Origin of the sequence: Sphingomonas sp. BK069, assembly GCF_014193405.1 — a bacterium.
Taxonomy (GTDB): domain Bacteria; phylum Pseudomonadota; class Alphaproteobacteria; order Sphingomonadales; family Sphingomonadaceae; genus Sphingomonas.
This window is the reverse complement of the sequence record NZ_JACHZH010000012.1, coordinates 44,444-59,475: the sequence shown is the minus strand read 5'-3', so window position 1 is coordinate 59,475 and position 15,032 is coordinate 44,444. Positions and strand designations below refer to the sequence as shown.

At 70.9% G+C, this 15,032-nt stretch carries 8 protein-coding genes; 6 read left to right on the top strand and 2 right to left on the bottom strand.

Features of this window, described 5'->3' with window-relative positions:
• Positions 1-262: 262 nt before the first annotated feature.
• From FHY02_RS21070 to FHY02_RS21055, 4 genes are all read left to right on the top strand, one after another.
• On the top strand, positions 263-1,120 hold the full coding sequence (locus FHY02_RS21070) for an SDR family oxidoreductase (protein ID WP_311722493.1): 858 nt from the start codon (positions 263-265) through the stop codon (positions 1,118-1,120).
• A gap of 155 nt (positions 1,121-1,275) precedes the next feature.
• The gene (locus FHY02_RS21065; RefSeq protein ID WP_183926026.1) at positions 1,276-2,142 is read left to right on the top strand and encodes a manganese catalase family protein; all 867 of its coding nucleotides are present in this window, start codon (positions 1,276-1,278) and stop codon (positions 2,140-2,142) included.
• 164 nt (positions 2,143-2,306) lie between these two features.
• The gene (locus FHY02_RS21060) at positions 2,307-4,943 is read left to right on the top strand and encodes a TonB-dependent siderophore receptor (protein ID WP_183926024.1); all 2,637 of its coding nucleotides are present in this window, start codon (positions 2,307-2,309) and stop codon (positions 4,941-4,943) included.
• A 179-nt stretch (positions 4,944-5,122) separates the two neighbouring features.
• On the top strand, positions 5,123-7,153 hold the full coding sequence (locus tag FHY02_RS21055; protein WP_183926022.1) for a hypothetical protein: 2,031 nt from the start codon (positions 5,123-5,125) through the stop codon (positions 7,151-7,153).
• A 150-nt stretch (positions 7,154-7,303) separates the two neighbouring features.
• Here the strand turns inward: FHY02_RS21055 and FHY02_RS21050 are convergent, their stop codons facing one another.
• Complete coding sequence (locus FHY02_RS21050; protein WP_311731902.1) at positions 7,304-8,803, bottom strand: tryptophan halogenase family protein; 1,500 nt, start codon at positions 8,801-8,803, stop codon at positions 7,304-7,306.
• A gap of 266 nt (positions 8,804-9,069) precedes the next feature.
• Here FHY02_RS21050 and FHY02_RS21045 point away from each other — a divergent pair, with 266 nt between their 5' ends.
• Together FHY02_RS21045 and FHY02_RS21040 are read left to right on the top strand one after the other, a co-directional pair.
• Positions 9,070-11,499 carry a DUF3772 domain-containing protein gene (locus tag FHY02_RS21045; protein WP_183926018.1) on the top strand — a complete coding sequence of 810 codons (2,430 nt, stop codon included), beginning with the start codon at positions 9,070-9,072 and terminating at the stop codon, positions 11,497-11,499.
• A 275-nt stretch (positions 11,500-11,774) separates the two neighbouring features.
• Positions 11,775-13,727 (top strand): EAL domain-containing protein, encoded by a 1,953-nt coding sequence (locus tag FHY02_RS21040; RefSeq protein ID WP_183926016.1) that lies wholly within the window; start codon positions 11,775-11,777, stop codon positions 13,725-13,727.
• Between the two features lie 202 nt (positions 13,728-13,929).
• Here the strand turns inward: FHY02_RS21040 and FHY02_RS21035 are convergent, their stop codons facing one another.
• Entirely contained in the window at positions 13,930-14,979 is a 1,050-nt protein-coding gene (locus tag FHY02_RS21035; protein ID WP_183926032.1) for a LacI family DNA-binding transcriptional regulator, read from the bottom strand.
• Positions 14,980-15,032 lie beyond the last annotated feature (53 nt).

Sequence of the window (15,032 nt, the reverse complement as noted above, 5' to 3'; positions counted from 1 at the left end):
CTTCGATCGGGGAGACCGCTGTCCTTCCTAACTGGCGACCGACCCAGAAGCGCCGCCTCAGCAGCACCCCCCGTCCGGTGAAGCGGCATATATGGGGCACTTCCGGGAGGGTCAAGCGATTCGATGACAGTTTTTTGGCGCGGCGATGTCAGTTCGTCGTACGCGTCATCCGCAGGACAAGACTGGCTGATTCACGTCAACGCCTGGAACGCCGCCGCCGCGCCGATCGGTTGAGTGCCCGACCCAAGATGGAGATCGCACCGTGACCGACCGCCCCACCCCGCCCTATCCCGAGCAGCAGCAGCCGATGCCCGGCACCACCGCGGCGATGGACCCGCGCCCCGATCACGGCGAGCACAGCTATGTCGGTCGCGGTCGCCTCACGGACAAGAAGACGATCGTCACCGGCGGTGACAGCGGCATCGGCCGCGCGGTCGCGCTCGCCTTCGCTCGCGAGGGCGCGGACGTGCTGATCTCCTATCTCAGCGAGGAGGAGGACGCGCGCGAGACCCAGCGGCTGGTCGAGCAGGCCGGCCGTCAGGCGATACTCGTGCCCGGCGACATCAGCGATCCGGCGCACGCCCGTGCCGTGGTCGATCGTGCGGTGGAAGCGTTCGGGCGCGTCGACGTGCTCGTCAACAATGCCGCGCACCAGGCCAGCTTCCAGACGATCGAGGACATCGCCGACGAGGAGTGGCAGCTGACCTTCGCCACCAACATCCACGCGATGTTCTATCTGTCCAAGGCCGCGGTGCCGCACATGCGCGAGGGATCGTCGATCATCAACACCACCTCGATCAACGCCGACCAGCCCAACGAGCAGCTGCTCGCTTATGCCACCACCAAGGGCGCGATCCACAATTTCACCGCCGGGTTGGGCCAGATGCTCGCCGAGCGCGGGATCCGCGTCAACGCGGTCGCGCCCGGTCCGGTGTGGACGCCGCTGATCCCCTCGACCATGCCGCCCGAGAAGGTGAAGAGCTTCGGCGAGAACACGCCGATCGGCCGCGCCGCGCAGCCCGCCGAGCTGGCACCCGCCTATGTGATGCTCGCCAGCGACGAGGCGAGCTATATCCTCGCGGCGACGATCGCGGTGACCGGCGGCCGCCCCTTCCTGTGACCGATGCGCGCCCGGAGCGCCGCGCTCCGGGCGTGCGGACTTGACGCAAGTTGTTGTAATAACGCCGTTATTCTAACCCACTATAGTAAACTTCGGGCGCGCTGAGCCGTTGGCGCGTGATCGGGGCGGGATCATTCCAACAGCGAGGACGTGCGATGTACTATCACGACAAGCGGCTCCAATATCCGGTCCAGGTGACCGAGCCCGATCCCGCCTTCGCGCGGATGCTCCAGCAGGCGATCGGCGGCGTCGAGGGCGAGATCCGCGTCTGCATGCAATATTTCTTCCAAGCCTGGGGCAATCGCGCGCCCACGCCGAAGTATCGCGACATGCTGCTCCACACCGCCACCGAGGAGATCGGCCATATCGAGATGCTCGCCACCGCCGTGGCGCTCAACCTCGACAAGGCACCCGCGAGCCTGCAGGCCGAGGGCGCCGCGGACAGCATCGTCGGCGCGGTGATGGGGGGCGAGCGACCGCGCCACATCATCGAGGGGCTGATCCACAAGAACCTGCTCTCGACCGGGCTCGCGGCGATGCCGGTCGATTCCGACGGCGTACCGTTCAACATGAGCCACATCTACGCCAGCGGGAACATCGCCGCGGACATGTACTGCAACGTCGCCGCGGAGAGCACCGGGCGCGTACTCGCCACACGCCTCTACAATGCGGCGCGCGACGAGGGCATGAAGAAGATGCTCCACTTCATGATCGCGCGCGACACGATGCATCAGGAGCAGTGGCTCGCGGTGATCGAGGAGCTCGGCGGCGCCGCGACCCAGCTGCCGATCCCCAATTCCTTCCCGCAGGAGAAGGAGGACCAGGAGCACAATTACGATTTCTTCGTGACGTCGCTCGACGGCAGCTACCCCGAGGGACGCTGGACCAGCGGCCCGAGCATCGACGGGCGCGGCGAGTTCACGGTCTTCCGCAACGAGCCCCTCGGCGGCGAGCCCGACCTCGGCGCGGCACGGCCAGACGGCATGGCGCAGGTCGAGCAGACCGACGCGACCTCGGTCTGAGCCGCACGGCCGGCGCTACCGTTGCGCGCCGGCCACAGCTGCGGCGGGATCGTTCCGATACGGTCCCGTCGCATCTTTGAAATCGATTAACGCCGGCATAGAGTCGCGGTCGACGCCACCCCCATCGAGAGGGTGATGCGACCCACGTTCCTCAGGAGGGGAAGATGCCGCTACTCACCACGCGCCGCGCCGCCCTGCTCGCCGGCGTCGCGCTGCTGCCGACCGCGCCCGCGCTGGCCCAGTCCGTCGCCAGCCCCCCCGCCGCCAATGCCGCCGACCAGACCGGCACGCCCTCCCCCGCGCAGGACTCGCCCGATACGGCTCCCGGTACGGCGCCCGCGGCCGACAACGGCGACGGGCTGCAGGACATCGTCGTCACCGGCCAGACCTCGCGCGACCGTCCGCTGATCACCTCCTCCGCCGACATCACCTACGCCACCCGCGACGACATCGACCGCCGCGCGCCGCGCTCCACCGCCGACATGCTCGAGCTGGTGCCCGGCATCTTCGTCGAGGGCACCGCGGGTGAGGCGTCGAACAACTACTCGGTGCGCGGCCTGCAGGGCGGCGGGCAGCGCTTCGTTCAGCTCGAGGAGGACGGCATGCCGATCCTCTACGGCGGCGGCGGTGCCGACTTCTTCTTCCAGCAGGACCTCACGATCGACCGGCTCGAGGCGGTCAAGGGCGGCTCGTCGGGCGTGCTCACCGTCAACGGCGCGGGCGCGACGATCAACTTCATCTCGAAGCGCCCCAATCAGGAGCGGTTCGAGGCGATCGCGCGCGGCACCTATTATAATTACGGACTTAAGCGCGCCGATCTCTACGTCTCGGCGCCCTTGGCGCAGAACCTCGCCTTCAGCATCGGCGGCTATTACCAGAGCAGCCCGGGCGTGCGGCGCAACCCGTTCGACTATGACGGCTATCGCGTGAAGGCGATGTTGGAATACCGCTTCGACGACGGCGGCTTCCTGCGGCTGTCCGCCAAGCGCGGCGACATGAGCACGGCCTATTACGCCAGCATGCCGTACCGCTACGACAACGGCGAGCCGAGCGGTTTTCCGGGCCTCGACACGCAGCGCGACAATATCGGCGGTGACGCCTTTCGCAACATCGCGGTGCCGGTGTCGACGTTCGTCGAGAGCGACGGCATCCGCAACTTCCGCTACGATCAGGGCATCAAGTCGATCTCGAACCAGTTCCGGATCGATCTCGAGAAGCCGGTGACCGACACGTTCGACGTGTTCCTGCGGAGCCGCTATCTCGACTATTCCTACGACTTCAACGGCCTGTTCCCCGGCTCGGGCACCGGCAACGCCGGTCTGGCGAGCGCGGTGAGCTATTTGACTCCGGGCAGCGGCTCGCCGATCAACGACCTGCTCAGTGCCGGCGCGGTCGCCTTCCCGGCGCGGGTGAGCTTCGGCATCCGCAACCTGCGCACCGGCACGGTGATCGGCGCCAATCAGACGAGCGAGCTCAACGCGCTCAACGGCAACGGCTTCCTCCAGCGCACCACGCTCAACCACGATCGGCTCGACGCGCACGACTTCGGGCTCAACCTGGGCGGGCGCTGGGAATATCAGGGCGGCAGCTTCACCAACTCGCTCACCGCGGGCATGATGTATTACGCCGTCCACCGTCGCCAGAACCAGTCGGCGGTCGCCAGCGTCGTCAACGACGTGCGCAACAACAGCGACATCTACGACATCGTCGCGCTCGACGGCGGCAACAACGTGATCGGCACGCTGAGCGATAACGGGCTGGTCTCCTACGGCGACTGGGGCAACGGCATCCGCGTGCGCGACGACAATGCCGTGTCGCTCTACGCCAACGACGAGCTCGCGATCGGCAAGCTCCGCATCGACGGCGGCATCCGCTTCGAGAACATCCAGTCGACCGCGCGTGACGGCATCGACGCCGCGGCGATCGATGCGGCCAACCGGATCGACGAGGTACGGCCCGGCGTCTTCCAGCAACAGGTGCCGACGGGGGTCGGTGGCGTTGTCCGCTATGTCGGCCCTACCTTCGCGGGCCAATATACCACGCTCAACCGCAGCCAGGAGAAGATCGCCTGGACGGTCGGCGCCAACTATCTGATCACGCCGAACCTCTCGATCTACGCGCGCTACGCCGACGGCTTCCAGACCAACAGCGCCGACCCGATCACCACGATCAAATTGTACGAGGCCGGAATCCGCTACCAGTATCAGCGCTTCTTCAGCGGCTCGGTCACGGTGTTCCGCACCAACTTCGACGACCAGAACTACAATTTCGCCAACCCCGAGAACCCGGCGCAGCAACAGAACATCAACGCCGACCTGCGCACCAAGGGCATCGAGATCGACGCGGTGATCCGGCCGGTGCGCTGGTTCTCGATCGACGGCCAGGCGGTGTTCCAGGATCCGCGGCTCGAGAACCTCCAGCTCGATGGCGCTACCCAGGCGGGCTATGAGGGCAATCGCCCCGAGCGCACGCCCTCCACCTTGTGGACCGTGACGCCGGCGATCCAGCTGCCGAACGGTCTCGGCGACATCTTCGCGCGCTATAAATACGTCGGCAAGATCTTCGCCGATGCGGGCAACGGCGTCGCGCTGCCCGGCTATGGCGTCACCAGCGCGGGGATCAACGTCAACGTCACGCCGCAGCTGCAGGTGAGCTTCAACGCCGAGAACATCTTCAACGTCGTCGGCCTGACGGAGGGCAACCCGCGCCAGGGCCAGACCCAGGCGATCACCCAGGGCTTCTTCTACGCCCGCGGCATCGTCGGCCCGACCTATGGCGGGTCGGTCACGCTGCGGTTCTGAGGACCGGGGCGAGCGGAGAGGATGGGTCGTCCTCAGCCGCTCCCCCGCACTGTGCTCCTGCGCACGCAGGAGCACGGCGACGAGAGCGCGACGGCCGCGATCCTGGGCTCCTGCGTGCGCAGGACCACGGCAACGGCTACAGTGCTGATGCGTCTGCCACCCACAGCCGGAGCCCGATCATGACCCGCGCCGCCCGCCTCCTCGCCGCGCTGCTGCTTGCGGGCAGCGCCGGGGTGGCGCTCGCCCAGCGTCCGCCCGCGCTTGCCTATCAGCTGAGCGAGGGCGACAACCTCAACGCCTTCCTGCGCGACGGCGCCACCGCGGCGCACCTGCTGCTGCGCGAGGGCGCCGAGCCGCGTATCCTCGTCGCCTTCCCGGCGGGCAATAGCGGAGTCGGCCTCTGGTTCGAGCGCACCGCCGCCCCGGTGACGTGGCGGCTCGACCGCGCACCCGCGGCGATCACGCTCGCCGACGCGCGCGGCCGCCCGCTTCACGGCCTCCGCGCCACCGCCAGCGTCGCCGCGCCGCGGCTGGCGCTGCGTCAGGCCGTGCTGTCGAACGTCCGCTTCCTGCGCGACTATCAGAGCGTCGGGCGCTTCCCGCCCGAGTTGGCGGTCGCTCCCCGTTTCGGCCGCGACACCATCACCTACGCGCGCGACCGCGCCGACGGCGCGCCCGGCTACCGGCTCGGCTTGCGCGTGCTCGCCGGCCGGATCGAACGCGGTGCGCTGGTGGCGGGACGCGACGGCCGCATCCAGCTCGAGATCACCGCCGCGACAGGTGACACGCCGCTCACCGGCATCGCGCTGCCCGATCTGCTCAACGCTGACGCCGCCGACGATCCCCAGGCGCGCAATGCCCTGCGCTTCCTCAGCTATCGCGAGAAGTTCCTGGCGGGTTCGTGGCGCTTCGACACCTATTTCGGACGCGACACGCTGATGTCGGTGCGGCTGCTCATGCCCGCGCTCCAGCCCACCGCGATCGAGGCGGGGCTCGGCGCGGTGCTGGCGCGGCTCGCCGCCGACGGCGACGTCGCGCACGAGGAAGGCCTGTCCGAGTTCGCGCTGCTGGAGAATCGCAAGGCCGGGCGCACCGGAGACGCCGCCACACTCGACTATGCCATGATCGACGACGACTTCATGCTCGCGCCGGTAGCCGCCGCCTATCTGCTCGAACACGCCGACCCGGCCCGCGCGCGCGCCTTCCTGGCACGCCCGATCGCGAGCGAGGCGCGTCCGGGCACCAGCGAGCCCGCCGGCGCGGCGCTGCTGCGCAACCTGCGGCTGGTGATCGAGCGCGCGCGCGCCTTCGCCGAGGCACCCGCGGTGGACCGACTCGTCGCGCTGCGCCCCGGCCGCATGACCGGTCAGTGGCGCGACAGCGAGGAGGGGCTCGGGCGCGGGCGCTACCCCTATGACGTCAACGCCGTCCTGGTTCCCGCCGCGCTCGACGCCGCGGCCCGGCTGAGCGCGGCGGGGCTGCTCGAACCGTATGTGAGCCCGTCAGACCGCGCCGGCCTCGCGCGTGCCGCGGCGATGGCGGCGACGTGGCGCGAGCGCGCGCCGGCGCTGTTCCGCGTCGAGCTGCCCGCGCGCGCGGCGGCACCGAAGATCGCGGCCTATGCGCGCACACTCGGCGTCCCCGCCGCGCCGGCGCTGGCAAGCCTGGGTCAGGCGCCGCTGGTCTATCACGCGCTGTCGCTCGACGCGCGCGGCCGCGCGGTACCGATCCTCAACTCGGACGAGGGCTTCGCGCTGCTCTTCGGTGAGCCGCCAGCGGCCGAGCTGGAGCGCGACGTCGCCGCGCTGGCGCGTCCCTTTCCCGCCGGGCTGATGACCGACATCGGCCTGCTCGTCGCCAACCCGGCGCTGGCGGACGCGGCGACGCAGGCGCGCTTCACGCCCGCGGCCTATCACGGCGCGGTCGTATGGTCGTGGCAGCAGGCGTTGTTCGCCGCCGGGCTGGAACGGCAGCTGAAGCGCCGCGACCTGCCCGCCTCGACCCGCGCGGTGCTGACCGACGCGCAGGCACGGCTGTGGCGCGCCATCGCTGCGACGCGCGCGACGCAGAGCTCGGAGCTGTGGTCCTGGGCCTATCGCGACGGGCACTATGCGGTGGTGCCGTTCGGCGCGGGCAAGAAGGACGTCGATGAGTCCAACGCGGCGCAGCTGTGGAGCACGGTCTATCTGGCGGTTCGCCCGCCGCGGTGAGCGGACGGCGCTAATCTCTTCCGTCATCCCGGACTCGTTCCGGGATCCGCTCCTCCGCGCGAGCAACGCTTTCGGAATGCGCGGCCCGGTGGATCCCGGACCAAGTCCGGGATGACGGGGAGGATGAAAGCGGGAGGCGACCAACCATCCTCACCCCATCGCCGCGGCCAGCGCGTCGTCGTGCGTCGGCAGCGTCGGCGCGGCGCGCGCGATCAGCGCGGCGAGCGCGCGCACCTGCTCGATGTTGGCAGCGCCGTCGAGCGCGTCAGCGAGCGGGTGATAGCCCTCGGCCGCGATCCCCTGACCCTCCAGCACCGCCAGCCAGCTCGTCTCGCGGAACAGCTCGTCGGCCTCCAGCATCAGCCGCCCGCCGCGGCGGTACAGCGCCTCGCGCTCCAGCAGCGCGTCGGGCAGTGTCATCGCGCGGCACGCCTCCCACAGCGGATCGGGCTTCCCGCGCTGCGCGTGATAGTGGAGGATCAGAAAGTCGCGGATTCGCTCCATCTCCGCCGCCATCAGCCGGTTGTAGCGCGCCGCGAGCGCCGCATCGTCGCCGCGTTCGGGGAAAAGCGTCAGCAGCTTGGCGATGCCGCTCTGGATCAGGTGGATGCTGGTCGATTCGAGCGGCTCGAGGAAGCCCACCGCCAGCCCGATCGCGACGACGTTGCCGCGCCACGGCTCGGGCCGGGCGCCCGCGGTGAAGCGCAGGAAACGCGGCTCGCCCAACGCCTCGCCGTCGAGACCGGCGAGCAGCGTCGCCGCCGCCTTGTCGTCGGAGAGAAAGGGCGAGGCATAGACATAACCGTTGCCGGTGCGATGCTGCAGCGGGATGCGCCACTGCCAGCCGCCCGCGCGCGCGATCGAGCGCGTGTACGGCAGCGTCGGCCGCGTCGCCGCGCTGGGCACCGCCACCGCGCGGTCGCACATCAGCCAGTGCGACCAATCGTCGTAGCGCGCGCCCATCTCGCCCGCGATCAGCAGCGCGCGGAAGCCCGAGCAATCGACGAACAGCTCGCCCGCGAGCCGCTCGCCGCGCTGGGTGGTGAGCGCGGTGACGCGGCCGCTGCCCGCGTCGCGCTCGACCGTGGCGAGCCGACCCTCGACCCGCACCACCCCGGCCGCCTCGGCGAGCCCGCGCAGATGCGCGGCGTAGCGCCCGGCGTCGAAATGATAGGCATAGCCGAGCGTCGACAAGATCGAACGCTGCTCCGCCGCCGGCTTGCCGAAATGACCGGCGAGCGCCGCCTGCGTGGCCAGCGACAGCGCGGCGAGCGGCAGATCGAGCCCCTCCGCCCGCGCGCGCAGCCAGCGGTGGTGGAAGGCGACCCCCGGCAGCGCCGCGCCATAGTGGCCGAACGGGTGAAAATAGCGGTGCCCCGGCCGCGCCCAGTCGACGAACTCGATGCCGAGTTTGTAGGTCGCCCCCGTGGCCCGCAGGAACGCCGCCTCGTCGAGCCCGATCAGCTGGTTGAACCAGTGGATCGTCGGGATCGTCGCCTCGCCGACGCCCACGGTGCCGATCTCCTCCGACTCGAGCAAGGTGATCTCCACCGAGCGCCCAAGCTGGCGCGCGAGCGCGATCGCCGTCATCCAGCCGGCGGTGCCGCCGCCGAGGATCACCACGCGCCTCACCCGCTCCCGCTCCGCCACACCCGTCTCCCTTCGACGACGGTGTAGGGCGGAACGGCGCCGAGGGGGAGCGGGGAAGCGCAGGATCTCGCGTCGCTGTCGCGCGCCGGATCGGCGCCACCGCCGACGCACGCCTTCGCGACCGCCCCCCATTTCACTGCGCCACTGACGTGATGACGACGGGAAAAGACCGAGTGCGCGCGGAAGAGTAGGCGAGAAGGTGACGCCGGAGGTGGCCCCTCCCGCACTCTGGCCGCGCCCCCGCCCGCTCTGCTATCGCCGCGGCGATGACGTGCTCTCCGCTGTCCGCCCGGGTGCGCGCCGCCGCGCTGTTGCTGCTGGCGCTGCTCGCGCTTCTGCTGGCGCCGCTCGCCGCCGCGCAGGTCGACCCGGTCACCGCCGCCACGGCGCGGCTGATCAAGGCCGAGCGCGAGGTGCGCTCGGTCGACGGCGCGCTCGACCAGTCGACCGACCGCGAGGCACGCGACACGCTGCGCGAGCGGGTCAACGCCGCGCGCGAGGACGCCGCCGCCGCCGCCGACGACCTCACCGACCAGCTCGCGCTCGTCGACGCGCGCGCCGCGCAGCTCGGCCCTGCCGCCGCTGGCGAGGCGGCCGACCTCGCCGCGCAGCGCGCGCGGCTGGCGCGGCAGCGCACCGCGATCGACTCGAACAGCAAGCGCGGCCGGCTGATCGCGGTCGAGGCGCAACAGCTGGTCGAGGAAATCGACCGCACCGAGGCCGAGCAGTTCAGCCAGACGATCGCGGCGCACGTCCCTTCGCCGCTTTCCCCCGGCTTCTGGGGCGCGGTGCTGCAGGCCGCCCCGCGCGACCTGCGCCGGATCGAGGTGGTGGTCACGCAGGCGACGCGCCAGCTCGCCGCCGGCTGGCGCGAGGCGCCGGTCTGGCCGGCGCTGCTCGGGCTGCTCGTCGCGCTGGCGATTGCGCTGCCCGGCCGCGCCGCGGCGGTGCGGATCGGCCTGCGCTTCCTGATCGACGACGCCCCCGGCCATCGCGTACGCCGCTCGGGCAACGCGATCTGGCGCGTGCTGGTCGGCACGCTCACCCCGCTACTGGCCAGCTTCGCGCTGGTGCAGGGGCTGCGCTGGGCGGGGCTGGTGCCCGCGGCGGTCAACGGGCTGGCGGACACGTTCGTGCAGGCGAGCTCGTTCGCGGGCTTCACCGTCGCGGTCACGGGCGCGGTGCTGATGCGCCACCAGCCGAGCTGGCGCGTCGCGCCGATCGCCGACGATGTCGCGGCGCGGCTGCGACCCTTCAGCTGGCTGCTCGCCGCGGTCGCCTTCCTCTCCATCGCCGTCAACGCGTTCAATCAGATCGTCGGCGCGAGTGCCGCGGCGCTGAGCGCGACCCAGGTGCTCGTCGCGCTGCTCCACCTGCTGATCCTGGCCGCCGCGCTGGTCGCGCTCGGCCGGCTGCGCGCGGCGCGTGCGGAGGACGACCAGGCGCCGGCACGCGCCGGGCTGGGCGCCGCCTCGCTGGTGGCCTGGACGGTGGTCGTGGTGGCGACGTTCGCGCTGCTGCTCGGCTATGTCGGGTTGGCCTCGTTCATCGTCCGGATCGTCGCCTGGGCGACCGTGCTCGGCTGCGCCACCTTCCTGCTGATGGCGGCGATCGACGACGTCGCCACCACCGTTTTCGTGCGCGATGGCGGGCTCGGGCGCACGCTGTCACGCGCGCTCGGTGTGCGCGGCGCGCTGATCGAGCAGTTCGGCGTGCTCGCCTCGGGCGTGCTGCGGCTGACGCTGGCGCTGTTCGCGCTGGGGCTGCTCTTCTCACCGTTCAGCGGCGGCAACGGCGTCGCCGCGCTGGTCTCGCGGCTGGGCACGCTGGCGCAGGGCGTGCAGGTCGGCGGCATCGCGATCTCGCCGGGGACGATCCTGCGCGGCGTGGTGGTGCTGTTCGTCGGGCTGGCGCTGGTGCGCGGTTTCATGCGCTGGCTCGAGCAGCGCTATCTGCCCGCCACCGACCTCGACGGCTCGGGGCGCAACTCGGTCAGCCTGGTGGCGCGCTACGTCGGCGTCGCGCTGGCGGTGATCTGGGCGCTGGCCTCGCTCGGTATCGGCGTCGAGCGGATCGCGCTGCTGCTCTCGGCGCTATCGGTCGGGATCGGCTTCGGCCTGCAGGCGATCACCTCAAACTTCGTGTCGGGGCTGATCCTGCTGGCGGAGCGCCCGATCAAGATCGGCGACTGGATCCGCGTCGGCACCGACGAGGGCGACGTCAAGCGCATCAGCGTGCGCTCGACCGAGATCGCGCTGGCCGACCATTCCACGCTGATTGTGCCCAACAGCGAGCTGATCACCAAGTCGGTGCTCAACAAGACGCTGGCGAGCCCGCTCGGCCGCATCCAAGTGCAATTCTCGGTGCCGCTGGACAGCGACGCCGACGAGGTGCGCGCGATCGTTTCCCAGACCTTCGCCGACGAGAGCGCCATCCTCGACGATCCGGCCCCCGCGATCTTCATCGACTCGATCGCGGACGGGCGAATCTTCTTCAACTGCTTCGCGCATGTCGGCTCTCCGCGTGCCGCGTACAGCGCCCGCAGCGCGGTCTTCACGGTGCTGCTGCGCCGTTTTCGCGACAAGGGGATCGAGCTGGGGACGGTGCCGCAGCGGCTCGAGCTGCTCTCGCGCGATCCGGCGAACGGGTTGGGGCGCGCCGAGACGCCGGGCGGGGAGCAGCGCTCCTCGGTGTAGAGCCGCCACGAACGACGCGGTGAGTAACTTCCCCTCTACCTCCGTCATCCCGAACCAAGTTTGGGATGACGGAAGGGTTGGTTGATGCGCCGCATTCCCTCGAAGTGACGTCGGAGCGGGCAGCAGGCTCGCCGTCGCAAGAAGCGCCTGGGCCGTCACCCCGCAGACCGCCTGAATTGGAAGGAATCGCCGTCGCCGCGTTAGTGTATCGTCAGTCCATCCGCTCTATGGATCGCCGCGGGGGAAAGGGCGCGCGCGGTCTGGGGGTGGCGATGGTGAGGCGGCTGTATCGTTGGTACGCCGGGATCGGTGACGATCCGCGGCTGGCGATCGCCCAGGTCACCAACCTCTATCGCCAGGTGCCGCTGCTCTACGGCCTGCTGCTGATCAACTCGCTCGCGGTCGCGGTGACTCACCGCGGCAGTGCGCCCGCGCTGCTCACCGTGACCGTGCCCACGCTGCTCTTCGCCGTCACGCTGATCCGGCTGCTGCGCTGGGCCCGTGCCGGCCGCCGCAGCGTCGCGCCCTCCCCCGCCGCCGCGCGTCGCCAGCTGCGCACGATCACCGCCGCCGCTGCACCGATCGCCACCGCTTACATGGTCTGGTCGCTGCTGCTGATGCGCTACGGCGGCGCGGCGCAGCAGACGCACGCCGCAGTGTATCTCTCGACCACGGTGATGGGCTGCGTCTTCTGCCTGATGTCGCTGCCGCAGGCCGCGCTGCTGGTGGCGACGATGGTCGTCCCCCCCTTCATCGCCGCCTGCCTCGCGCATTATCAGATCATGTTCGCGGTGATTGCCACCAACGTGGCGCTGGTCGTCGCGGTGCTGCTGCGCGTGCTGTTCAACAGCTTCGACTATTTCCGCGACCAGGTCGCGGCGCGCGCCGCGCTGGAGCAGCAGCACGCCGAGCTGGTGCGGCTCAACGCCGAGAACGGCCGGCTGGCGCTGACCGACAGCCTCACCGCGCTGCCCAACCGCCGCCAGTTCCACCATGATCTCGACCTGCTCGCGGCCGCGCGCGACGGCACGCCCTTCGCGGTCGGGCTGCTCGACCTCGACCGCTTCAAGCCGGTCAACGACACCTACGGTCACCAGGTCGGTGACCTGCTGCTCGTCGAGCTGGCGCGGCGGATGCGCGCGATCGCGGGCGGCACCACCACCATCTACCGGCTCGGGGGCGACGAGTTCGGCCTGCTCACTCTGGGCGCGCGCGACGAGGCGGTCGCCGCGGCCGAGTGGCTGTGCCAGAGCATCGCCGCGCCGTTCAGCGTCGGCGAGCTGCGCGTCGCGGTGGGCGGCTCGCTCGGGCTGGCACTCTCGGGCGAGGTGGAGGCGGCGGGCGCGCTGGCGGGCGAGCTGTTCGATCGCGCCGACTATGCGCTCTACCATGCCAAGCGAGTCAACGGCGGCGGCACCTGCGTGTTCACGCCCGATATGGCGCGCGCGATCCGCACCGACCGCGCGATCGAGGCCGCGCTCCAGGCCAGCGCGCTCGACGACGAGCTGCGCGTCGTCGCCCAGCCGATCGTGGCCGCGGCGAGCGGCACGATCGTGGCGGTGGAGTGGCTCGCGCGCTGGCACAGCCCGCTCGTGGGCGAGGTACCCCCGGCCGAATTCATCGCCATCGCGGAGCGCTCGTCGCTGATCCACGAGATCACGCTGGCGGTGTTCCGCAAGGGCTTCGCGGCGGCGCGCGCGCTACCGGCCGAGCTGGCGCTGTCGTTCAACCTCTCGGCGTGCGACCTGCATTCGCCCGCGACGATGACGGCGATCGAGCGCGAGATCACCGCCTCGGGCGTGGCGGCCGAGCGGATCTGGATCGAGGTGACCGAGACCGCGGTGATGCGCGACCCGCCCGCGGCGGCGCGCGCGCTGGCGCAGCTGCGTGCGCGCGGCATCAAGGTGGCGCTCGACGATTTCGGCACCGGCCATTCCAGCCTCAGCAACCTGCACCAGCTGCCGCTCGACAAGGTGAAGATCGACCGCAGCTTCCTCGCCGACGACGAGGCCGCGCGCGGCTGGGCGGTGGTGGCGGCGGTGGTGGCCCTGTGCCGCTCGCTGGCGCTGGAATGCGTGGCGGAGGGCGTGGAGACCGAGGCGCAGCTCGACGCGCTGCTGCGGATCGGCTGCGGCGCGGTGCAGGGTTATCTGTTCTCGCCCCCGGTCGAGGCGGAGGCCGCCGCGACGCTGGTGCGCGAGTGGGAGCGGCGGCGCGAGGCGGCTTGAGGGAGGATGGGTCGGCGGAAGATGGCTCGGCACCCTCTCTCTTCGCCGTCATCCTGAACTCGTTTCGAGATCCACGGCGCCGGGCACCTGAGGCGTGAGGCGCCTGCGAAGCGGTGGATCCTGAAACGAGTTCAGGATGACGCCAGCGGCGGGTGGGTCGTCCCGGCTGCGCTTGGACAATTTCTATCGACGACACCTCCCCTCATCGCGGCGCCGCGGTCGAGGCGCGCACCTTGAGCTCGCCCGCGATCACCACCGGCGCGGCGGGTCGGGCCCGGCCGCCGAGCTGCGCGATGATCAGCTCCACCGCGCGCGCCGTCACCGCCGCGATCGGCTGCTCCATCGCGGTGAGCGGCGGGTGCGCGAAGCGCGCGATCGGCGTGTCGTCGAAGCTCACCACCGACAGGTCCTCGGGCACGCTGAGGCCACGCTCGCGCGCCGCGGCGAGCACGCCCAGCGCCATCTGGTCGCTGCTCGCCAGGATCGCGCTGGGCGGCACCGCCGCGCCGAGCAGCGCGTGCGCGGCCGCCTCGCCGCTCGGGAAATCGAAGTTGCCGACCGCGAGCAGCCCGTCGCAGCTCGCGCCGGCCTCGCGCATCGCGCCGCGCCAGCCGTCGGCCCGCTGCGCGCTGGTGGTATAATCCTCCGGCCCCGCGACGAAGCCGATGCGGCGGTGGCCGAGCGCCAGCAGGTGCTCGGTGGCGCGCCGCGCCCCCGCCTCGTCCGCCATCGACAGCGCGATGCCGGTGCCGCCGCCCTGCGCGCCGATCCGCGCGAAGGCGATGTCGTGCCGGTCGAGCAGCTCGGCGATGAGCGGGTTGTCCGAGTGCGGCGGAGTCAGGATCACGCCGTCGGGCTGGAGCGCCGCGATCGTCGCGGCGAGCTCGCGCTCGATCCGGTCGCTGTGCGTGTCGACCAGCTCGAGCAGCAGGCGATAGCCGTGGCGCGCGCAGGTCAGCATGCCGCCGAGCAGCATCTGGTCGACCCAGTCGGTGCCCTGTCGCGCGCGCCAGTCGCTGATCGTCCGCTCGCGATCGTTGAGCGCCAGGATCAGATAGCTGCGCGAGCCGCCCATCCGCTGCGCCGCCAGTGAGGGCACATAGCCCAGCCGCGTTATAGCCTCGCGCACGCGCTCGGCCATTGCCGGGCGCACGTTGGGCTCGTTGTTGATGACGCGGCTGACGGTCTGCAGCGACACGCCGGCGTCCGCCGCGACATGCTTGATCGTGACCGTCTGCCGCCGCCGTGCCATCCCCGCTCCCCCGATCGCCGTCGCCCGGCGGCGCCTGCCATAGCCAAGCGCGC